Genomic DNA, 20,559 nt, shown 5'->3' with positions numbered 1-20,559 from the left:
ACGCTCATTCAGTGACCTGCTTTCCCCTGGCGCACAACGGGCAAATATCGGGTAGCCGGCAGCCGTGGCCTCCGTGGCTGCCTTTTGAGGGATCGTGACGTGCTTCGAAGCTTGCTCCGGCCATGAGCACAGCGGCCTCGCTGACAAGGTCCTGTGCCCAGTTATCCCCCGGATCCAAGGGCTCCTGCACCTGGACCGCCGGAGTCTTCGTCTTGGTCCCCAGCTGTGCGAGCACGGCACCGCCAGGAACGGATCCTGGAACCGTTTCCTGGAACGCCCCGTGCAACACGGCAGCTTGATACGCGCCCAACTGGGGGTGCCTGGCGAGTTCGGCGTTGCCCGGCTGCCGTTTGCCCGTCTTGAGGTCGACAATCACCAGCCTGCCCTCTGCGTCTATTTCCAGACGATCCACTTGTCCCCGGAGCACGGCGTTCCGGACAGCATCGGAATCCTCACCAACGTGGCCCAGGTGCACCTCCGGAAGGGGGACCTCGAAGTCCGCTTCGACCCCGGCCAGGCTTCGGCCTTCGCTCCGCATGACCAGGACGTATTGGGCGAGTTTCCGGACCATCTGCTCTGCCCGTTGGAAGTCCAGCCGGCCTTCCCAGTTGTCCTTCATACCCAGTGTCGGCCAGCGGCGCACCAGCTCGGCGACATACTCAGCGCCGGAAGCATCCGGCAGTTCCTGGGCAATTGCATGGACCAAGGTGCCCAGGCTGCGGGCAAAGTCGGTGGCGGCTTCTCCCCCGGCCGCCTGGACGAACCAATCCAACGGCGATTTGTGCACCGTTTCCACCTTCGACGGAGAAACGAACACGGTGCCCTCTGCCGGCACCACCGGTTCTTCGCTGCTGAGTGGCGCCAGTCCCCACCAGGAATCCGGATGTGCGCCCGGCACGGCGGGCTCCGCGGTGGCAAGGTGTGCCAGGACGCGCGCAGCTTCGGCGGCATCCTCGGCCACGCCCGGGCGGCCAAGCGCGACGTCGTCCGGCTGAACGCGCTGCCGGAGCTCGGCCACCAGGGCGCGCAGCGTCATGGGCCGGCCCACCGGCGTGTACTCACGTAGGTACTGTCCCGGTTCCAAGGGCGCCACGTAATCAAGAAAGGCAGATTGCTGCTCGTCTTCGGAAGAGACCGCCGTGCAGATGAGGACTTCCCGGGCACGTGAAACGGCTGTGGAGAAGCTGCGCAGCTCGTCGTAGCGGATATCCCGCAGCCTGCTGAGGGGACCCCGTTGCAAGGCATGTTCAACCCCATGCTCCACCGCATCGGCAAACAAAGTGCTCCCGAGGAGTTCACCCCGGAGCCTGGTGTTGGGCCAGACGCCTTCCTGGAGGCCCGCGACGATGACCACGGCCCATTCCCTCCCGGCTGCGCTGGCCGGCGTCATGAGCTCCACTGCTTCTTCCACCTGTGCCCTGGCGGCAAGGGTGTCCATGGGGAGTTCCTGGCTGAGCAGATACTCCAGGAACTGTTCGGGACCGGAGCCGGGAAGCTGGTCGACATAGCGCTCGGCGGTGTGGAACAGGGCCATCATGGCGTCGAGGTCCCGGTCCGCGCGGGCGCCGGCCGCGCCGCCGTCGAGCGCCATTTCGGTCCAGCGCGAAGCCAGCCCGGTGGCTTGCCACAAAGCCCACAACACCGTCTCCGCGTTGGCTCCGGGTTCGGCGGCCGCAGCACGTCCTGCCGCGATCATGCGGGCCAAACGCCGTGCCGAGCTGCCCTCGATACCCAAGGACCCCAGCGCTCCGGGCTCCAGCAAAGCTTCAACGAGCAACGCATCGCTGGACCGACCGCCTCCGCCCAACAGCTCCTCCCGGCGCAAGGATTGCCGGAGGCGGCGCAACTCGATGGCTGTAGCCCCGCCGATCCTCGACGTGAGAAGGGAGACGGCGGACTCGGGCGTCAGCTTGGCGGTATCCAGCACCACTCCGTACACCTCAAGCAGGGGGCGAACAGCCACTTCATCACGGACCGCGGAATCCGCGACCGGGACGCGGACCGGGATTCCTTGGCCGCTCAAATAGCGCTGCAATTGCGCCAATTGCCCACCGTTGCGCACGATCACTGCGATGTCGCCGAACTCGTGGTTCTCGCGCAGCTGTGCTTCGAGGATTCGTTGAGCCACGTAGCGCAACTCGTGGACTGTGGAGGGAAGCACATGTGCTTCCACCCGGCCCGCGGCCCGCGCCATGCCGGAAGGCGCCTCCTCCGCCGATGCGGGAAGGGGATCCAGACGCCGGGCCAACCGGCCCCCGGCCCGCTGCGAGATACGCGCTGCCACACCGGTCCACGCTTTCGCGACGTCGGGGAGGTGGCGGTGTGTGTGCCATAGCGGAAGCTCCCGCACGGTGCCCGCGAGGCCGCCGAGAAGCCGCGGCAGTTCGGAGACAAGGTCGGGGCGTGCGCCGCGGAACCCTTGGACCACGGTATCCGGAGAGGACGCCACCAAGACGTCCTTTCCTTCCGCGATATCCGCGAGCAATTCAAACACGGCGGGATTCGCCTCTTGCACGTCATCCACGAGGATCAACTGCAACCGTTCGCGCTCGGCCGCCAGGAATCCGGGCGAGTCCTGGAAGATCTGCCGCGCCGCGGTAATGATTCCGGCAGGGTCAAAGGCTTCCGGCATGCGCAGGTCCAGGACGTCGCGGTACTCCGAATAGAGGTCCGCTGCGGCAATCCAGTCCGGCCTGCCGCATTCGTAGGCAAGCGACGTGAGATCTTCCGCAGTCCGTCCGGATTCGATGATCCGGTCGAAGAGCTGCCGGATCTCCTGCCGGAAACCTCGCGTGGGCAACGCCGCGGACAAGTCCTGCGGCCATGGAAGTTCAAAGCCCGGCCGGGCGTGCCCTTCCAGCAATTCCTTGATAATGAGGTCCTGTTCCGGTCCCGAGAGCAGTTTGGGTGGCCGCTGAAGCGGCAGTACGCCCTCGGCTTTGGCTCGCCGGATCAGGTCAAAGGCGTATGACGCCCAGGTGCGCGCCGGCGTCGTACTCAAGCTCCGGTCCAGCCGCCCCGTAAAGGTGTCCCGCAGCGCCGACGCCGCATGCCGCCCGGGTGCGAGAATCAGGATCCGTTCCGGATCAACGCCGTCACGTTGAACCCGCCGGACGGCGGTTTCCACCAGCACGGTGGACTTCCCGGTGCCCGGCGCCCCCGGCACCAGGACCGGCCCGGATCCGTGCGGGAGCCCGACGACGGCAGCTTGGTCGGCGGACAACTCCGGGGCTGCGTAGCGGACCTCGCGAGGGGGAAGCAGGCGCAAGCGGGCAGGCGAGTGCCGGGATTGCGCCTGCCGCGGCGATGTTGTTGCTTCCTGCGATGCTGCTTGGGGTGTCGGTGTTGGACTCACACGGTCATTTCATCATCGGGCACCGACAATTTATGGAGCTGACGCTCGAGTTGTTCGGAGATCGCATCGATACTGTCGAAGTCCCGGTCCGTCGGAGCCCACCGGGCACGCGCCAGGTCAACCCGCCAGCGGCCCTCGCCAGTCCGCAGGTATTCCGCGTAGGCGCCGTGCAGCGGTGTTCCCTCGTCCACGTAGTGGTGCAGCGCTTCTGACTCAAGCCCTGGGGGCGCCTCGCCGCTTGCACGCAGTACCCGCCACCAAGCCACCGTGCTCCCATGGTGGCTCATGACCGATCCGATCTGGCGGGGACCGCCTGAACCAAGAAGCTCGGCAACATCCCCGTAGGAGACGGCAACGCCGGGCGGCATGAGATCCACGACGGCCAGCACCGCCGTCACAAACTCCATCCGCATGCCACCAGCCTATCGGCATGGACCCCCGGATCGGCGCAGAAGGAGTGTCGGTCCGGTTCTTGTCGTAGGGCGCCGGTAGCGTTGAAGCATGAGCTCTTGGAACACCCTCCCCCGCGCCGCGTTCGACCTCGAGACCACGGGACGGAATTCCCGTTCGGCCAGGATCGTCACCGCTTCGGTCACCGTAGTGGACGACGACGGCAGCGTCGTCAAGGAGCTCGAATGGTTGGCGGATCCCGGTGTGGAGATTCCCTTGGAGGCCAGCGAGATCCACGGGATCACCACGGAAAAGGCGAGGGCCGAAGGCCGACCGGCGGCAGACGTGACGCGCGAAGTTGCTGCCGCGCTCCAGGAACTGTTCGACGACGGCGTGCCGGTCATTGCGTTCAATGCCAGCTATGACTTCACGGTCCTGGCCGCCGAATCAGCACGATACGGCGTGCCGCAGTTGACCCGTTTCCCGGTCCTTGACCCCTACGTCATGAACAAGCAGGTTGACCGGTACCGCAAAGGCAAGCGGACCCTGACCGCGCTATGCGAAGAGTACGGCGTGAACCTGGACAACGCCCACACTTCCGCCGCGGACGCCCTTGCCACCCTGCGTGTCCTTGATGCCATGGCCGGCAAGTTCCCGAAGCTGCACATGCCCGCTTCCAAGCTGCACCACCTGCAGGTTGATTGGGCGGCTGCCCAGGCCGCCGATTTCCAGAGCTACCTGCGCAAGACCAAACCAACAGCCGTCATCGAAGGCAATTGGCCGGTTCTCCCCCCGGAAGACGCCAGCGGAGGAGACTTCTAAAGTTTCCCGGTCCACGGACCGGACGCTTTCCCATCGTCCGCATGATGGGATGCACGTCACACCGCACTTGCTGCCTGAAAGCCAGCTGGGCGTCAGTCACCAATTCCCCCTCAATGCCAGCGGGCGCGGCACCTCAGGGGCAATCCGCATAATGCATTGAACTTAATTCGGATTTTCCTGGAATCACGCGTCTTATCGCCGTCAATTTTCCGCTGAATAGGCGGATGACATAATTAAGTTTGGCGGGTCGAGTTCTGATATTGCGGCCCAAACCTGCTTTGGCCGCGTTCCCCGCCCGTCTCGATACGAACGCGTGTTCCCCGATGAAAGTGATTTGCTTGATGAAAATCAAAGCCCTGAAGTGGTTCTCTGCTGTCCCCGTGGCTGCAGTTCTCGCCGTCTCGCTCGCCGCTTGCGGTGGCGGAGCCGGCAGCACAGGCAGCGCCTCGCCCACCGACGCCCTCCAGGGCAGCGACCAGAAGACGCTGGACAAGTACACCACCAAGGACGTCACCCCGCTGGACAAGATCGACAAGTCCAAGCTGGGCCTGATCACCGACGGCACACTGCGCGTCGGCACCCTCTCGGACGCCCCGCCGAACATCTTCATCGATCCCTCGGGCAAGTTCACCGGCTACGACAACGAACTCCTGCGTGCCGTTGGCGCCAAGCTGGGCCTCAAGGTCGAGTTCGCTTCCACTGACTTCTCCGCGCTGCTGTCCCAGGTCAAGAACAAGCAGTTCGACGTCGGCTCCTCCTCGATCTCCACCACGGACAAGCGCCGCGAAACGGTCGGATTCACCAATGGCTACGACTTCGGCTACATGGCCGTCGTGACCAAGACCGACTCCAAGGTCAAGGGCTTCGCAGACCTCAAGTCCGACGTTCGCATCGGCGTCGTCCAGGGCACCGTCCAGGACGACTACGTCACGAACACGCTCAAGCTTGAGCCCGTCCGTTTCCCCGACTACAACACGGTCTACGCCAACGTGAAGAGCGGCCAGGTTGATGCCTGGGTCGCCCCGTCGCAGCAGGCCACGGGCCAGGTGAAGGACGGCGACAACACGAAGATCGCCGAAAAGGTCGTCAACACCCAGAACTTCACCGCCTGGGCCGTGAACAAGGACAACCAGCCCCTGATCGACGCCCTCAACTCCGGCCTTGACGCCGTGATCGCGGACGGTACCTGGACCAAGCTGACGGCCGAGTGGTACAAAGACCGCCCGACCAAGGCGGAGCAGACTCCCCAGGGCTGGAAGCCGGGCAGCAAGGCCGTCCAGATCCCGGCCAAGTAACCCAGGCTTCCATGGATATCTTCAAACTGCTCTCTGAGACCTTCCTCGATTGGAAGGCGATGGGCGAAGTCATCCCCAAGATGTTCGCAGTCGGCCTGCCGAACACGCTCGTCCTGGCCGTCACCTCCGGTGTCATCGGAACGGTGCTCGGCATGCTGCTCGCCCTTATGGGGATATCCCGGAATCCGGTGGCCCGGTGGATCGCCCGCGTCTACACGGATATCCTCCGTGGGCTGCCGCCCGTGCTCACCATCCTCGTGATCGGTCTCGGATTCGGCCCGATCATTCGCCAGCTGACGGGCTCCACGAGCCCGTACCCCATGGCCATCGCGGCGCTGTCGCTGATGTCGGGGGCGTACATCGGCGAGATCTTCCGTTCCGGTATCCAGAGCGTGGACAAGGGCCAGCTCGAGGCCACGCGTGCTTTGGGATTCGGCTACGGCCCTGCCATGCGGCTCGTGGTGGTTCCCCAGGGCGTCCGGCGGGTCTTGCCCGCGTTGGTCAACCAATTCATTGCATTGATCAAGGAGTCGTCGCTGGTCTTCCTCCTGGGCCTGCTGGCCTCGGAGCGCGAGATCTTCCAGATCGGCAAGGACGCTGCCTCCACCAGCGGAAACCTGTCGCCCTATGTGGCGGCAGCAATCTTCTACCTGGCGCTGACCATTCCGTTGACGCATTTCGTGAACTGGATTGACCGTCGCCTGAGGACAGGCCGGCCGGAGAAGAAGGAACCGGACGAGGCAGCCGCCGTCGTCGGGAAGGGAGCCCACGCTTGAGCGAGTTCGCGTCAGGAACACTGACAGCAAAAAACATCCATCTGTCCTTCGGGTCCAACCATGTCCTGCGCGGCATCGACCTGCACGTCGAGAAGGGCACTACGGCTTCCGTGATCGGCCCTTCCGGCTCAGGTAAATCCACGCTCCTGCGCGTCATGAACCGGTTGATCGAACCCGAGCAGGGTGACATCCTGCTCGATGGCCGTTCGGTGCTCAAGGACAACCCGGACGAACTGCGCCGGAGAATCGGCATGGTCTTCCAGCAGTTCAACCTGTTTCCGCACAAGACCGTGGCGGAGAATATCTCCCTCGCGCTCCGGAAGCTGCGCGGAATGTCCAAGGAGCAGGCCCGTGAAGATGCCTTGGCACAACTGGACCTCGTGGGGCTCAAGCACAAAGCCGACGCCCGGCCAGCCAACCTCTCGGGCGGGCAACAACAGCGCGTCGCCATTGCGCGGGCGCTTGCCATGAAGCCCGAGGTCATGTTCTTCGACGAGGCAACGTCGGCCCTGGACCCTGAACTGGTCAAAGGCGTGCTCGCACTCATGACCGATCTGGCCAAGGGAGGCATGACCATGGTGGTGGTAACCCACGAAATGGGCTTCTCGAGGAACGTGTCGGACACCGTGACGTTCATGGATGCAGGCGTCGTCGTAGAGAGCGGATCGCCGGAACAGCTCTTCACCGCACCGCGGACCGATCGCCTGAAGGGCTTCCTTTCGGACGTGCTCTAGGACTTACCGGAGAATCCCCGGCTTGCGGACACCCACAGTGGTGAGCCCGTCCGCAGCCGGGGATTTTCGCATCCGGCTCACTTCCCGGCCTTCACTTGAAGGACAGTCAAGGCCGCGGCATCCACGGATTTACGGAAGTCGGGATCGGCCTGCGCCCGCTGCAGGACCTGGGCAAACATCGCCGGAACTGAAGCGGTATCCGCGCACAGGACCATGGTGCCGCCCGCGCTGATGAAATTCGTCGCCCTGTCCCCCACGCTCCAGGGCGACAGCTGCACGGCGTTGCACAAATCGTCGGACACGATGATTCCGGTGAACCCTGCGTCCGTCCGCAACATGGTGCGCATGATCTCGGACGAAAACGGCGCCGCGTGGTCGGGATCGATCTTGTCGTAGTAGGCGTTCGAAATCATGACCCACCGCAGCCCGCCGTCGATCGCAGCCTTGAACGGCATCAGGTAGGGATCCGTCCGGCTTGTTTCGGTGTCGTGCACGTTCGCGCTGACATCAGTGTTCAGGCGGACACGACCCATTCCCGGAAAGTGCTTCGCCACCGGCGCCACCCCGGCGTCCCGCAATCCGGCCGCCATCGCGTTCCCGTGTTCGGACACCGTAGCCGGGATGAAGCCGTATTCGCGTTTGAAGGCGCCAATGGGCTTATTCGAGGGCGCGAATTCGGGGCTGGGTACCGTATCCAGTACGGGCGCCAGATCGACATTCACTCCGGCCTGCAGGAGTTCCGACCCCCATTGCCGGGCGTCGGCGCGTAGCTGGTCGGGGTTTGAGTTGCCTTGGTCCAAGGCTGCGGGAATAGGCGCGAATCCGGGTCCCCTGAGGACTTGAACAGAACCGCCCTCCTGGTCCGTCGCGACGGACAGCGGCAACCCTCGGCTCGCCGCGGGCGAAATGGCTGCCTTCAGCTTTGCCACCACTGATGCCGTCGCCGCAAGGCCTGCCTGGCTGCGTCCGGCCAAATATATGTTGCCCACGTGGTTGTTCAGGAGATCTGCCACGGTGCCGGCATCGCTCCCGTCGGCCTTCGCTGCCACCATGAACAGCTGCCCCACCCTTTGCTCCAGGGTCAAACCCGCGAGCCGCTGTTCCGGCGTCGGATGCGGAGGAAGCGGCGGCTCGGAAGGCCCGGCCGGCGGAGCAAGGGCCTCCGGCGATCCCCCTGGAGAGGTCAAAAACCCGGGCGTGGGGGCGGCCTGTGGAGTAGTTGGCGTCGGGGGCGGGTCTCCGACGGCCCTGACCCCCGGTTCAGGAGTGTCGGCGTGCGCTAAACCGGCAAACGCCCCGGCCACCAGGGCGAAGAGAATGAGCAGTGAAATTCTGGACGATTTGAGCAGATGAATCATCGCCTTGTCGATTCGATCGTTGCCCACAGCCTGCTCCCACCCGAGCATTACGGGCAAGGAGCAGCCTGCAAAACATGGGATAAGCGCCGTTTACAAGGCCGTGGCCTCCGCGGCCGCCTTGGCTGCGGCCGGGAGTGCGTCGAAGATCCGGTTCATGGCGGCGTCGTCGTGGGCAGCGGACAGGAACCACGCTTCGAAGACCGACGGCGGCAGGTAGACGCCGGAGTCCAGCATGGAGTGGAAGAACGGTGCGTAGCGGAAGACGTCCTGGGCCTGGGCGTCGGCGTAATTGTGGACGCCGTTGGCCGACGTGCCGAAGGCCACGGAGAAGAGGTTCCCGGCCCGCTGGATCGAGTGGTCCACGCCGGCGGTGTCCAGCGCCGATGAGAGTGCCGCGGAGAGTTCCAGCGAGCGGGCGTCCACGAAGTCGTAGACCTCCGGAGTCGCGTGTGTCAGGGTGGCGACGCCTGCGGCCATGGCCACCGGGTTCCCGGACAACGTTCCTGCCTGGTACACCGGACCAAGGGGCGCTAGGTAATCCATGACGTCGGCACGTCCGCCGAGCGCCGCCGTCGGCATGCCGCCGCCGATGACCTTGCCGAAGGTCAGCAGGTCCGGCATCCAGCCTTCCTGGCGGCCCGTGAGGCCCCAGTAACCCGCGTAGCCGGTGCGGAAACCGGTGAGCACTTCGTCCAGGATCAACAGTGCACCGTGCTCCCGGGTGATGCGCGACAGCCCCGCGTTGAAGCCTTCGCCCGGTGTCACGACGCCCATGTTGGCGGGAGCGGCTTCCGTGATGACAGCGGCGATGTTGTTGCCGTGCGCGGCGAAAGCGGCTTCCACCGCGCCGAGGTCGTTGTACGGCAGGACAAGGGTTTCGGCTGCGGCGGCTTCAGTGACGCCGGCCGAACCGGGCAGCGCCATGGTCGCAAGGCCCGAGCCGGCCGCGGCGAGCAGTCCATCGAGGTGGCCGTGGTAGCAGCCCGCGAACTTCACGATCAGGTTGCGGCCAGTGAAGCCACGGGCCAGGCGTACAGCGGTCATGGTGGCCTCGGTGCCTGTGGACACCATGCGGATGCGTTCGACGGCGGAGACGCGTTCCTTGACGATCGCGGCGAGGTTTGCCTCATCCGGCGTGGACGCGCCAAAGGACAAGCCTCGGTCGACGGCGGCGTGGACGGCGTCAAGGACGGCCGGGTGCGCGTGACCCAGCAGCGCCGGGCCCCATGAGCAGACGAGGTCCACGTATTCGCGGCCATCAGCATCGGTCAGGTACGGACCCTGCGCGGAAACCATGAACTTCGGAGTGCCGCCGACGGATCCGAAGGCGCGCACCGGAGAGTTGACGCCGCCGGGCATCAAGGAGCGGGCGCGGTCGAACAGCTGGTCGGAGACAGGGGTGTTTGAAGTCATGGTGTCCATTCTTTCAGGGATGAGGAGCGGTTCAGGCACCGGCGAGGGCGGCTACCGGGGTTCAGGCTCCGGCAAGCTGCTCGGCCACGAGTGGGGCCACCACGGTGCCGAAGAGTTCGATGCAGCGCATCATGGATTCGTGGGGCAGCGTCCCGTTGCTGTATTTGAGGTCAAAACGGTCCACGCCGAGGTTCCGCTTCAGCAAGACGATCTTCCGGGCAACCGTTTCCGGCGAGCCGACATAGAGTGCCCCCTCAGGGCCGCACATGGCGTCGAACTCGCCCCTGCTCGCCGGGCCCCAGCCGCGTTCGGCGCCGATGCGGTTTCGCTGGGCTAGCCAATGCGGGAACAACTCCTCCCGGGCTTCCTCGTCGGTCGGAGCGACGTGCCCGGGCGAATGCGTGGCAATCTGCTGCATGGGGTGTCCATACTTCCCCATTGCCTCGCGGTACAAATTCACCAGCGGGGCAAAGCGGCGCGGTTCCCCGCCGATGATGGCGAAAATGATCGGGTAGCCGTATTGGGCGCAGCGCAGCACCGACTCGGGGGTACCGCCCACACCGATCCACGTCGGCAACAAGTGGTGTTCCAGCGGCGGAAAGACGCTCATTCCACTCACGTTCGGCCGGGTGCGGCCTTCCCAATGCACGGGCTTCTGTGCCCGGACCTTGTCGAAGAGTTCCAGCTTCTCCTCGAACAGGACTTCGTAGTCGGCCAGGTCCAGGCCGAACAGCGGGAACGATTCCACGAACGAGCCGCGGCCCAGCATCACTTCTGCCCGCCCGTTGGAGAGCGCGTCAACGGTGGAGAAACGTTGGAAGACCCTGATGGGATCGTCGGAGCTGAGCACGGTGACGGCCGAACCGAGCTTGATCTGCCTTGTCCGGGCAGCCGCGGCCGCGAGGAACACTTCGGGCGCCGAGACAGCGAAGTCGCGCCGGTGGTGCTCTCCCACACCAAAGGCATGAAGTCCGACGGCGTCCGCCAGTTCCGCTTCCGCCAACAGTTCCCGCAATACCCGGGCGTGCGGTTTCGGACTGCCGTCGGCGTCCACCCCGGCGTCACCGAAAGTGTTCAGCCCGAGGAGGATCTCCGTAGCACCCACCGGGGCCGTCGGGGTGGAAGGGGTTTCGGTCATCAGGACTCCTTGAGCCAGCCGGCAAGCTCGGACGCCCAGTACGTCAGCACCATGTCGGCGCCGGCCCGTTTGATGCCGAGCACGGATTCTGTGATGGCACCACGGCGGTCAATCCAGCCGTTCGCGGCAGCCGCTTCGATCATGGCGTATTCGCCGGAGATTTGGTAGGCCGCCACGGGGACCGGGCTCATGGCGGCGACGTCGGCCAGGACGTCGAGGTAGCTCATGGCCGGCTTGACCATCACCATGTCAGCGCCCTCTTCGAGGTCGAGTTCCACCTCGATGATGGCTTCCCGGCGGTTTGCGGCATCCATCTGGTAGGTGCGGCGGTCACCCTTGAGCTGCGAGTCCACGGCTTCGCGGAAGGGGCCATAGAAGGCTGAGGCGTATTTCGCCGCGTAGGCCAGGAGCGCAGTGTTCTGGTGTCCGGCTTCTTCAAGGGCATGGCGAATCACGGCGATCTGGCCATCCATCATCCCGGACGGCCCCAGGACGTGGGCACCGGCGTCGGCCTGTGCTACTGCCATTTGGGCGTAGATTTCGAGGGTGGCGTCGTTGTCCACGTAGCCGTTGGCGTCCAGGACACCGCAGTGGCCGTGGTCGGTGAATTCGTCGAGGCACACGTCGCCCATGACCACCAGGTCATCGCCCACTTCTGCACGGACGTCGCGGATGGCCTTGTTCAGCACGCCATCGGGATCCAGGGAGGCGGTGCCGCGGGCATCGCGGACGGCGGGAACACCGAACAGCATGATGCCGCTGACGCCCAGCTCCACGGCTTCTGCGGCGGCGCGCTTCAGCGAGTCCGTGGTGTGCTGGACGACGCCGGGCATGGAGCTGATCGGAGCCGGTTCGCTGAGTCCTTCGCGAATAAAGGCCGGCAGGATGAGGTCAGCGGGCGCCAAGCGGTGTTCGGCGGTCATCCGGCGCATGGCGGGGGTGGTGCGGAGCCGGCGGGGCCGGTGGTTTGGAAAGCTCAACTTTCGTTCCCTTCGGTGTCGAATACGGTGCGTAGGGCGGCCACGATGCCGGCGGGTGTGGGTTCCTTGGCGGTTGCCGCAACTGGAATGCCGAGAGCGGCAGCCTCTGCCGCCGTCGAGCGCCCGATCGCAATGAAGCGGCAATCCCGCAGCGGAGCCAGCGAGGCGTGGATGCGGCGTGCAGCGCTGGGTGAAGCGGCGACGACGGCGTGGAGCCGGCCGCCGGAAAGTTCGGCTTTGGCGTCGTCGGGGGTGAGCTCCGGGGCCCCGGATCCGCTTCCCGTGTGCCAGCCGTTCGCCGCCACCAAGGCAGCAATGAGCCTGCGTTCGGGGGCCGCCGGGTAGGCCACGGTGTGGTAAGCCGTCACTGCCTGGACTGCGGCTCCCTTGGCTTCTATCCCCTCCGCCAACGTCGCATCGGCGATGTCAGCTTGGGGCAACAGCACATTGGCCGGCCCTGTCGGCCAGACGGAGACGAGTCCTGCGGCCGACTGGACGTCCTCCGGTGCGAGGTCCACGGGAAGGCCTTCCGCTTCGAGGACCCGCCGGCTCGACGGACCGATCGTCGCGATCCGGACGAAATCCGGAATCAGTTCCTTCAGCTCCAAGCGCCGCTCGGCCGCCTTTTCCTTCAGGGCACGCACCGTGGTGATGCTGCTGACCACCAACCAGCCGTACGCTCCGGCACGGAGGGCGTCCAAAGCGACCTCGAGGGAATGCTGGTCGCGGGCTCGTTCGAAGTCGATCAAGGGCAACAGGAGCGGCTCCGCGCCGGCCTCACGCAGGGCGCTGACGAGGGGGGCGGCACGATCCGGGCTGCGCGTCACAAGGACCCGGGCGCCTTCAAGGACCCGGGCCTCCCCCGACTTCACTGCACTGTGCCGTCCCATGGTCTCCTGGTGGCTCCGGTTATCGGGAAGCTGCAAGATCTGTGATGTCCGCGGCGCCCGCGGCGAGGAGGAGTTCGGCGACTTCGATGCCCAGCAACGTGGCGCCCACCTCAGTGAGGCCGTCGCTGGCCTTTTTCTCGCGCACGGACGCGCTCCCGTCCACGGCACAGACCACCGCTTCCAGATAGAGCATGCTCCCCTTGCGGTAAGCGTAGGCGCCCACGGGCGCAGCGCAGCCGGCTTCGAGGCGGGCCAGGACGGCCCGCTCCGCCGTGACGGCCAGCCGGGTGTCTTCATCGTTCAGTGCGGCCAGGGCCTGTGCGAGTGCACCCTGGGAACCTTCGGCCGGGTCGGACGGTCCGGGCGCGTCAGCCGTGCGGCACTCGATCGCGAGCGAGCCTTGTCCGGGCGCTGGAAGCATGACATCGGTTTCGAAGAACTCCGTCACGACGTCGAGCCTGCTGATCCGTTCCAGTCCCGCCGCGGCGAGGACGACGGCGTCGAGGTCGCCGGGTGAATCTTCCGCGTTGCCGGCGAGCCCCGGAACGCGGCCCAGCCGGGTGTCCACGTTGCCGCGGATGTCCACGACGTCGAGATCCGGGCGGGCGGCGCGCAGCTGGGCGCCGCGGCGCGGCGATCCGGTACCGACCTTGGAGCCTGCCGGAAGGTCCGCCAACTTGAGGCCGTCACGGGCGCACAAGGCGTCCCGGACATCGACGCGTTTCGGCGTTGCCGCAATGGTGAGCCCCGGCGCCGCACCCGTGGGGAGATCCTTCAAGGAGTGCACAGCGACGTCGCATGCGTTTTCCAACAGCGCGTCGCGAAGAGCGGCGACGAACACTCCGGTGCCGCCCATCTGGGACAGGGAACCCGTCCGGACATCGCCTTCGGTCTTGATGCGCACCAGCTCGACGGGGAAGCCGCCGACGGCGGCCAGCTGGTCCGCGGCCTGCTGGCTTTGGGTGAGCGCGAGCTTGCTCGCGCGGGTGCCGATCCGAACGGTCATTTCGCGCTTTCTCCTGCGGGGTAGGCATCATGCCCCGTGCCGACCGAGGTGTCCGCACCCGCAATCGTGGGCTTCTCACCACGGAAGTTGGCGCAGCAGCCCGGACGGCAGATGTCGTACCACGGCCCGAGCCCGGTCATCGCGGGGCGATCGGCGATATTGTTGGCTACCGTCCGCTCGCAAATGAGATCCACCAGGCCGGAGACGAACGTGCGGTGGGTTCCCGGGGTGGGAACGCGGGTCGCGGCGATCCCGAGGTTCTTGCAGGTTTCCAAGGCCTCGGTGTCCAAGTCCCAGGCCACTTCCATGTGGTCGGAAACGAAGCCGAGGGGGACGATCACGACGCCCTTGATTCCCTGGCCGGCCAGTTCCTCGATGGCATCGTTGATGTCCGGCTCGAGCCACGGAACGCTCGGCGCGCCGGAACGGGACTGGTACACCAAGGACCACGGAGCGGTGAGACCGGATTCGGCCTCAACCCGACGAACCACCTCGGCGCCGGAAGCCAAATGCTGGGCGACATAGGCAGAGTCCTGCTCGAACTCGCGGGGCTCGGCGTCCGAACGCCCGGCGGCTTCGGCGTCACGGGTTGGAATGGAGTGCGTCGCAAACAGGATGTGCACCGGAGCGTCCTGGAGACCGGCCGCAGCCAGTTTCTCCTTGACCTCCGCAAGTCCTGCAGCCGTTCCTTCCACGAAGGGTTCGACGAAGCCTGGGTGGTCGAAGTACTGGCGTACCTTGTCCACTTCGAGTTTGCCGTCAAGGCCGGTCTCCGTCAGCGCGATCCCGATGTCCTCGCGGTACTGGCGGCAGCTGGAGTAACAGGAGTATGCGCTCGTGGTGACCATCAGCAGTTTGCGGTGGCCGGCGTCGTAGGCTTCCTGGAGGGTTTGCGGGATGTAAGGATCCCAGTTGCGGTTGCCCCACAGCACGGGAAGGCTGATGCCGCGTGAGGCCAACTCCGCTTCAAGGGCGGCCTTGAGGTTCCTGTTTTGCTGGTTGATGGGGCTGATCCCGCCGAACGCACGGTAGTGGTGCGACACCTCTTCAAGGCGCTCATCGGGGATGCCGCGGCCACGGGTCACATTGCGAAGGAAGGGAATGACATCGTCCTGGCCTTCGGGGCCGCCGAAAGAGGCGAGGAGGACGGCGTCGTACTCTTTGGGAGCCATGCGTCCGGCCTCGGTGACGTCGTTGACCTCGGTGAGGCTGGCCGGGCCCGTGGAGTGGCGGCCGCTCACGCGAGGACCTCGGCGATCCCCGCGGCGGTGATGCGGCGGCCGGTGTAGAACGGGATTTCCTCGCGGACGTGGTTGCGGGCGTCGGTGGCACGCAGGTGGCGCATGAGGTCCACCAGGTCAACGAGTTCGGGTGCTTCGAGGCCCAGGATCCACTCCCAGTCGCCCAGGGCGAAGGAGGACACGGTGTTGGAAATGACCTGGGGGAAGTCGCGGCCGAGCATGCCGTGATCGCGCAGCATCTTTCCACGCTCGTCGGCAGGCAGGATGTACCACTCATAGGAGCGGACGAACGGGTAAACGCACAGCCACGTGCTGGGCTCGACGCCGCGCGCATAGGCAGGAACGTGGTTCTTGGCGAACTCGGCTTCGCGGTGCACGCCCATGGCGGACCAGACGATCTCGGTGCCGGAGAACAGCGCGCTGCGGCGGATATCACGCACGGCCTGCTGCAAGGCTTCAGGCTTGGCGCCGTGGAGCCACACCATGATGTCGGCGTCGGAGCGCATGGCGGAGACGTCGTAGCTTCCGCGAAGGACGACGCCGTCCTCGGCAAGCTTGGCAGCCAGCTGCTCGAAATCCTGAACAGCGTCGGCGCTGCGCAGGACATCGCCCGACCGCTTGAAGACGGTCCACAGCGTAAAGAACTGCTCTTCGGATTCGGCAGTTTTAGTGACAGATTCGGCAGAAGTGTGGCTCATGGTACAAGTCTGCCCCGTGGATGCCGCTAAGTCGAAATGCACCACTTCTACAAGGCGTAGAAGTGGTGCATTTCACAAGACTGCGTCGATCTGCGCGGAAGTGTCGGCAACCACGGCTGCCAGGCCGTTTCCGGCGAGCCAGCCGCCCACAACGGTCAATCCTTCGGCTTCGGCGCAGACGCGGCGCACTTCGGCAACGCGCTGTTTGTGACCGACGGCGGCGAACGGCAAGGCGCCCGCCCAACGGACGACGTCCCAATCGAGTACGTCTTCACGGACAATCGGCACAGTCAGCAAGGTCGACGCGTCGCGGAGCGCGGCCTCAAACAAGGCATCGTCATTGAGTGAGGCGACGGATTGCGCTGCCGCCGACTCAGGAGAGTCCACCCCCTCGCCACGCCCATAGGACAGGCGCAGCACGTGCGTTCCGGGGCCCGCTTCTTCCGCCAGCCAGTCCCACTTTGCCGTGGCGTGCGTGAGCGCTTTCGCCTCGATCCCCTCGGTCTGCGGAGCGACAAGAATGCCCGTGCCCCGGGGGCGCCGGTCCAGTTCGGGCACGTCCACCACCAAGGTCACCAGGCTCACCAACGGGCCTGCGGCGGGGCGCAGCGCGGACAATTCGGGAAGCGCCCCCTCCAGCAGCCCGACGGCGGCCGGACCGTCGAGCGCCACCACGAGCCGGCCGGCGTCGTACGTTGTGCCCGCGGCGGTAGCCTGCCAACCGCTTTCGGTGCGGGTGATCGAATCCACCCGGGCGCCGGAAACGAGGGCGACGCCCTGCGAACGCAACTCCGCCACGAGGGCGGTGACAAGCGTGTTCATTCCGCCTTCCAAGCCGCCGACGGCGGATCCCGCCTTCGCCGTCCCGCTTCCGTTGCGGGTCGGCACGGCCCCGCGCTGGCTGGCCACCGCCGCGGCCAACGAACCGTGCTGGCGCAATGCCGCACGCAGGCCGGGAGCGACCATGTCGACGTCGAGCAGTCCGGGATCGGCGGAGTGCACTCCTCCGACGACGGGCGCCACAAGCCGTTCGAGCACCCGTTTGCCCATCCGCGCCCGGACCAAGGAGGAGACGCTGGTGACCGCGGCCGAGGTGCCGACGGATGCGGGCAGGTAGCGGTCGAGCGAGGCCCGCAGGGAACCGGCAAAGCCCAAGGAACGCCGGACTTCCGGGTCCCAGGGGTTCGCCGGGATTCCGAGCACTCCGGTCTTGGGCAGTTCCTGCGGGCCGTCGGGCAACTGCACCCAGGCACCTCCAGGATGGGGCGCCACGATATTGCCGCCGAGCCCGAGATCGCGGGCGAGATCGGCCACGGCGGTGGAGCGCGTGGCGAAGGACTCGGCGCCGCTGTCCAGCACAAGGCCGCCGACAGTGTGCCTTCCCACGCAACCGCCCCACGCCTCGCCCGCTTCGAGCACCGTGACGGTGATCCCGGCCTTGGCCAGGCCACGGGCGGCGAGCAGGCCGGACATTCCGCCGCCCACGACGATGGCGGCCAAGCCGGTTGCTGAATCTGCGGAAGGTGCGTGTCCGGGCTGTGTTTGTGCCCCGCGCATGCCGGCTACCCTGCCGGGGGGATCGAGTGGATGAGTTCCACGACCCGCGTCAGGACGGCGGGATCCGTTTCCGGGGGCACGCCGTGGCCGAGGTTCAAGACGTGGCCCGGGGCTGCGGAGCCGGCTGCGATCACCTCACGGACATGGGCTTCCAGTACCTCCCACGGTGCGGAAAGCAGCGCCGGGTCGATGTTGCCTTGCAAGGGCACCGTGCCGCCCAGCCGACGGTTTGCCTCGTCAAGCGGCAGCCGGTAGTCCACGCCGACGACATCCACGCCGACGTCGCGCATCGCGACAAGCAATTCGGACGTTCCCGTACCGAAGTGGACCAGCGGCGCGCCGAGGTGACGGACGTGGTCAAGGGCGCGGGTCGAAGCAGGAGCAACGTACTTGGCGTAGTCGGCGAGCCCAAGGGATCCTGCCCACGAGTCGAACAGTTGACCTGCCGAGGCGCCGGCTTCCAGTTGCGCCCGCAGGAACATGCCGGAGGCGTCGGCCGCCCAATTGGCCAGGGCGGTCCAGGTCTCCGGATCGGCGTGCATCATGGTGCGCGGACCGAGGTGGTCGCGGGAGGGCTTGCCTTCCACCATGTACGCGGCAAGCGTGAACGGCGCACCGGCGAAGCCGATCAGGGGTGTTGTGCCGAGCTCCGCGACCGTCAGGCGGACGGCCTCGCGGATCGGTTCGAGGGCTTCCCACGTCAGCTGCGGCAGGGCGGCGACGTCAGCCGCGGTGCGGACGGGCTTGTCCAACACGGGCCCTACGCCGGGGACGATGTCCACGCCGACGCCGGCCAGCTTGAGGGGGATGACGATATCGGAGAAGAAGATCGCCGCATCAACATCGTGGCGGCGAACCGGCTGCAACGTGATCTCGGAGGCGAGCTCGGGGCGCAGGCAGGAGTCCAACATTGCCACGCCTTCACGGACTTTGAGGTATTCCGGCAACGAGCGGCCGGCCTGCCGCATGAACCACACAGGACGGCGGGACGGCTTGCCTCCGCGGTAAGCCTGGATCAGCGGGGAGTCTGCGGTGCGGCCATCCATCAGCGGGTGGCTTGCATCAAGGCCTGAAGCGGCTGTGCCGGAAATGTCGGTGGCCGACACAGAATGAGGCAGTGCGGAACTGGAAGTCATGCCTTCGATTGTGCCGAAGATCGGGGTCAAAAGATAACGACAGCCTGTCCCGCACATTGCGGGGTGACGGGCATCACTGCCGGCAGTGCGGAGAACCACTGGCGCGCGTTGTTCTACATGGCGCCGAAAAAGCTATGATGGCTTTGCTGTGGTTCTTTTCTCATTGGTGGCTACACACGCCGACATCGATCTTGAGACCGTCGCTCAGTTGAGCAACGGTTCATCCGAGGTTGCCTCGTCCGCATTAGCCGATTCCCAACTTGTCTCCGGTGCCGTGGTCCTGGCCACCTGCAACCGCTACGAAATCTACGGCGAAACCCCTCACGTCGAGAACCTTGAAGCTGCCCGCTCGGCGCTCGTCACGCAGATCAGTGGCCTGAGCGGACTCAACGAGCAACTCGTCTCGCGCGCCTTCAGCACCCGCACCGGCCCCGAGGTCAGCAGGCACCTCTTCGCCGTCAGCGCCGGGCTGGACTCCGCCGTTGTCGGCGAACGCGAAATTGCCGGCCAAGTGCGCCGCGCCCTCATCACTGCCCAGCACGAAGGAACCGCGAGTTCCGGGCTGGTCCGCTTGTTCCAGGCCGCTTCCAAGACGGCCAAGGACGTGGGGGCCCAGACAGCTCTTGGTTCCCGTGGCCTGTCGATCGTTTCAGTAGCCTTGGACCTCGCCACCGACCTCTCGGAGAACGCCGACTGGAGCACCAAGAAGGTTGTTGTCTTCGGGACCGGGGCCTACGCCGGAGCCACCATGTCGCTGCTGCGCGATCGTGGATGCACCGACGTCTCCGTGTACTCGTCTTCCGGCCGGGCCGGCACTTTCGTGGCGACCCGCGGCGGGACCGCACTCGACGCCGAAACGCTCCCTGCCGCCGTCGCCGCCGCCGATGTCATGATCGGTTGCAGCGGGTCGGACACGCGAGTGGAGGCCGCCGAGCTTGCCAAGGTCCGCGCTTTGTCCACCCAGACGCTCATCGCGATCGACCTCGCGCTCACCCACGACTTCGACCCCGCAGTGGGCGAGCTCGACGGCGTCGAGCTCCTGACGCTCGAATCCGTGCGGCTCGCGGCGCCCCAGGAGCAAGCAGAGTCGCTGGCGCAAGCGAGCACCATTGTGTCCGGCGCGGCCGAGGCCTTCGAGCAGGAACGTGAAGCCCGGTCCGTCGATTCGGCCATTGTGGCCCTGCGCCGCCACACGATGAACGTGCTCGACGCCGAGATGGAGAAAGTCCGGGCCCGGCATGGCTGCACCGCTGCGGCCGAAGAGGTCGAGTTCGCCCTCCGCCGCATGGTCAAGCAGTTGCTCCACATCCCCACGGTCCGCGCACGGGAACTCGCCGCCAACGGCCAGCAAGACGATTACGTGGCAGCCCTCGAGGCCTTGTACGGCATCCAGGTGGAACAGCCGGCCGCATCACCGGCGGCCTCGTGTCCTGTCGACCACCAACAAACATCCCAGCAGGCTGAAAGCGCCTAGCCCCCGCGGCACTGCCCGCCCCGGGTCCCCTCACGGCCTGGGTGGCGTTGTCCACGCTCGAATTCACTCAAAGCATGCCCTCCCCTGATCACCAGGACCGGACATAACAGGATCATGTCCAACAGCAACGACCACGAATGAGCATGTCCCTCTGAGGCGCTGGCTCGCGAATCACCGTGCTGATTTGCCCAGCGCAGAGCATGCCCTCCCCCGGTCACCAGGACCGGACATAACAGGATCATGTCCAACAGCAACGACCACGAATGAGCATGTCCCTCTGAGGCGCTGGCTCGCGT

17 protein-coding genes are annotated in these 20,559 nt (G+C 65.9%); 5 read left to right on the top strand and 12 right to left on the bottom strand.

Annotated elements, in window-relative coordinates; translation table 11 throughout:
- Positions 1-4: 4 nt before the first annotated feature.
- A complete protein-coding gene (locus tag KNN17_RS19370; protein WP_241710506.1) occupies positions 5-3,268 on the bottom strand; it encodes an ATP-dependent helicase in 3,264 nt (1,087 codons plus the stop codon).
- Between the two features lie 83 nt (positions 3,269-3,351).
- Complete coding sequence (locus KNN17_RS19365) at positions 3,352-3,768, bottom strand: MGMT family protein (RefSeq protein ID WP_078108338.1); 417 nt, start codon at positions 3,766-3,768, stop codon at positions 3,352-3,354.
- 88 nt (positions 3,769-3,856) lie between these two features.
- Here KNN17_RS19365 and KNN17_RS19360 point away from each other — a divergent pair, with 88 nt between their 5' ends.
- From KNN17_RS19360 to KNN17_RS19345, 4 genes are all read left to right on the top strand, one after another.
- Positions 3,857-4,567 carry a 3'-5' exonuclease gene (locus KNN17_RS19360; RefSeq protein ID WP_241710498.1) on the top strand — a complete coding sequence of 237 codons (711 nt, stop codon included), beginning with the start codon at positions 3,857-3,859 and terminating at the stop codon, positions 4,565-4,567.
- Positions 4,568-4,908: 341 nt separating this feature from the next.
- Positions 4,909-5,862 carry an ABC transporter substrate-binding protein gene (locus KNN17_RS19355; RefSeq protein ID WP_078108336.1) on the top strand — a complete coding sequence of 318 codons (954 nt, stop codon included), beginning with the start codon at positions 4,909-4,911 and terminating at the stop codon, positions 5,860-5,862.
- 11 nt (positions 5,863-5,873) lie between these two features.
- Positions 5,874-6,638 (top strand): amino acid ABC transporter permease, encoded by a 765-nt coding sequence (locus KNN17_RS19350; RefSeq protein ID WP_241710497.1) that lies wholly within the window; start codon positions 5,874-5,876, stop codon positions 6,636-6,638.
- Positions 6,635-7,372 carry an amino acid ABC transporter ATP-binding protein gene (locus KNN17_RS19345; RefSeq protein WP_241710496.1) on the top strand — a complete coding sequence of 246 codons (738 nt, stop codon included), beginning with the start codon at positions 6,635-6,637 and terminating at the stop codon, positions 7,370-7,372. The genes KNN17_RS19350 and KNN17_RS19345 overlap by 4 nt, the downstream gene beginning before the upstream one ends.
- A 77-nt stretch (positions 7,373-7,449) precedes the next feature.
- Here KNN17_RS19345 and KNN17_RS19340 read toward each other — a convergent pair whose 3' ends face one another.
- The 10 genes from KNN17_RS19340 to hemE all read right to left on the bottom strand — a co-directional run bounded on the left by KNN17_RS19340 (position 7,450) and on the right by hemE (position 18,789).
- Positions 7,450-8,757 (bottom strand): glycoside hydrolase family 3 N-terminal domain-containing protein, encoded by a 1,308-nt coding sequence (locus tag KNN17_RS19340; protein WP_241710495.1) that lies wholly within the window; start codon positions 8,755-8,757, stop codon positions 7,450-7,452.
- A 63-nt stretch (positions 8,758-8,820) separates the two neighbouring features.
- Entirely contained in the window at positions 8,821-10,143 is a 1,323-nt protein-coding gene (hemL, locus tag KNN17_RS19335; protein WP_078108535.1) for a glutamate-1-semialdehyde 2,1-aminomutase, read from the bottom strand.
- 61 nt (positions 10,144-10,204) lie between these two features.
- Entirely contained in the window at positions 10,205-11,281 is a 1,077-nt protein-coding gene (locus tag KNN17_RS19330) for an LLM class flavin-dependent oxidoreductase (RefSeq protein ID WP_078108333.1), read from the bottom strand.
- Positions 11,281-12,261, bottom strand: a complete 981-nt coding sequence (gene hemB, locus KNN17_RS19325) for a porphobilinogen synthase (protein ID WP_241710494.1) — start codon at positions 12,259-12,261, stop codon at positions 11,281-11,283. The genes KNN17_RS19330 and hemB overlap by 1 nt, the downstream gene beginning before the upstream one ends.
- Complete coding sequence (locus KNN17_RS19320; protein ID WP_241710493.1) at positions 12,258-13,151, bottom strand: uroporphyrinogen-III synthase; 894 nt, start codon at positions 13,149-13,151, stop codon at positions 12,258-12,260. Before KNN17_RS19320 ends, hemB begins: the two co-directional genes overlap by 4 nt.
- Positions 13,152-13,170: 19 nt before the next feature.
- Positions 13,171-14,157, bottom strand: a complete 987-nt coding sequence (gene hemC, locus KNN17_RS19315; RefSeq protein WP_241710492.1) for a hydroxymethylbilane synthase — start codon at positions 14,155-14,157, stop codon at positions 13,171-13,173.
- Positions 14,154-15,329: a ferrochelatase gene (locus KNN17_RS19310; protein WP_241710505.1), complete on the bottom strand. Its 1,176-nt coding sequence runs from the start codon at positions 15,327-15,329 to the stop codon at positions 14,154-14,156. The genes hemC and KNN17_RS19310 overlap by 4 nt, the downstream gene beginning before the upstream one ends.
- A 65-nt stretch (positions 15,330-15,394) precedes the next feature.
- A complete protein-coding gene (gene hemQ, locus KNN17_RS19305; protein WP_241710491.1) occupies positions 15,395-16,096 on the bottom strand; it encodes a hydrogen peroxide-dependent heme synthase in 702 nt (233 codons plus the stop codon).
- A 72-nt stretch (positions 16,097-16,168) separates the two neighbouring features.
- Positions 16,169-17,653, bottom strand: coding sequence for a protoporphyrinogen oxidase (gene hemG, locus KNN17_RS19300; RefSeq protein WP_274619752.1), 1,485 nt, complete (start codon positions 17,651-17,653; stop codon positions 16,169-16,171).
- A gap of 5 nt (positions 17,654-17,658) precedes the next feature.
- Positions 17,659-18,789: a uroporphyrinogen decarboxylase gene (gene hemE / locus KNN17_RS19295; protein ID WP_241710490.1), complete on the bottom strand. Its 1,131-nt coding sequence runs from the start codon at positions 18,787-18,789 to the stop codon at positions 17,659-17,661.
- 148 nt (positions 18,790-18,937) lie between these two features.
- Here hemE and KNN17_RS19290 point away from each other — a divergent pair, with 148 nt between their 5' ends.
- Complete coding sequence (locus tag KNN17_RS19290; RefSeq protein WP_241710489.1) at positions 18,938-20,263, top strand: glutamyl-tRNA reductase; 1,326 nt, start codon at positions 18,938-18,940, stop codon at positions 20,261-20,263.
- Positions 20,264-20,559 lie beyond the last annotated feature (296 nt).

Origin of the sequence: Arthrobacter bambusae (genome assembly GCF_022606295.1) — a bacterium.
Lineage (GTDB): Bacteria > Actinomycetota > Actinomycetes > Actinomycetales > Micrococcaceae > Arthrobacter > Arthrobacter bambusae_A.
Note: the sequence above shows the minus strand (reverse complement) of the source record. Positions and strands in the feature narration are given on the sequence as shown.

Coding starts and splice junctions, on each gene's coding strand:
- KNN17_RS19365 (WP_078108338.1), bottom strand. CDS start 3,768: ATGCGGATGGAGTTTGTGACGGCGGTGCTGGCCGTCGTGGATCTCATG.
- KNN17_RS19360 (WP_241710498.1), top strand. CDS start 3,857: ATGAGCTCTTGGAACACCCTCCCCCGCGCCGCGTTCGACCTCGAGACC.
- KNN17_RS19355 (WP_078108336.1), top strand. CDS start 4,909: ATGAAAATCAAAGCCCTGAAGTGGTTCTCTGCTGTCCCCGTGGCTGCA.
- KNN17_RS19350 (WP_241710497.1), top strand. CDS start 5,874: ATGGATATCTTCAAACTGCTCTCTGAGACCTTCCTCGATTGGAAGGCG.
- hemL (WP_078108535.1), bottom strand. CDS start 10,143: ATGACTTCAAACACCCCTGTCTCCGACCAGCTGTTCGACCGCGCCCGC.
- KNN17_RS19330 (WP_078108333.1), bottom strand. CDS start 11,281: ATGACCGAAACCCCTTCCACCCCGACGGCCCCGGTGGGTGCTACGGAG.
- KNN17_RS19320 (WP_241710493.1), bottom strand. CDS start 13,151: ATGGGACGGCACAGTGCAGTGAAGTCGGGGGAGGCCCGGGTCCTTGAA.
- hemC (WP_241710492.1), bottom strand. CDS start 14,157: ATGACCGTTCGGATCGGCACCCGCGCGAGCAAGCTCGCGCTCACCCAA.
- KNN17_RS19310 (WP_241710505.1), bottom strand. CDS start 15,329: ATGGCTCCCAAAGAGTACGACGCCGTCCTCCTCGCCTCTTTCGGCGGC.
- hemQ (WP_241710491.1), bottom strand. CDS start 16,096: ATGAGCCACACTTCTGCCGAATCTGTCACTAAAACTGCCGAATCCGAA.
- hemG (WP_274619752.1), bottom strand. CDS start 17,653: ATGCGCGGGGCACAAACACAGCCCGGACACGCACCTTCCGCAGATTCA.
- hemE (WP_241710490.1), bottom strand. CDS start 18,789: ATGACTTCCAGTTCCGCACTGCCTCATTCTGTGTCGGCCACCGACATT.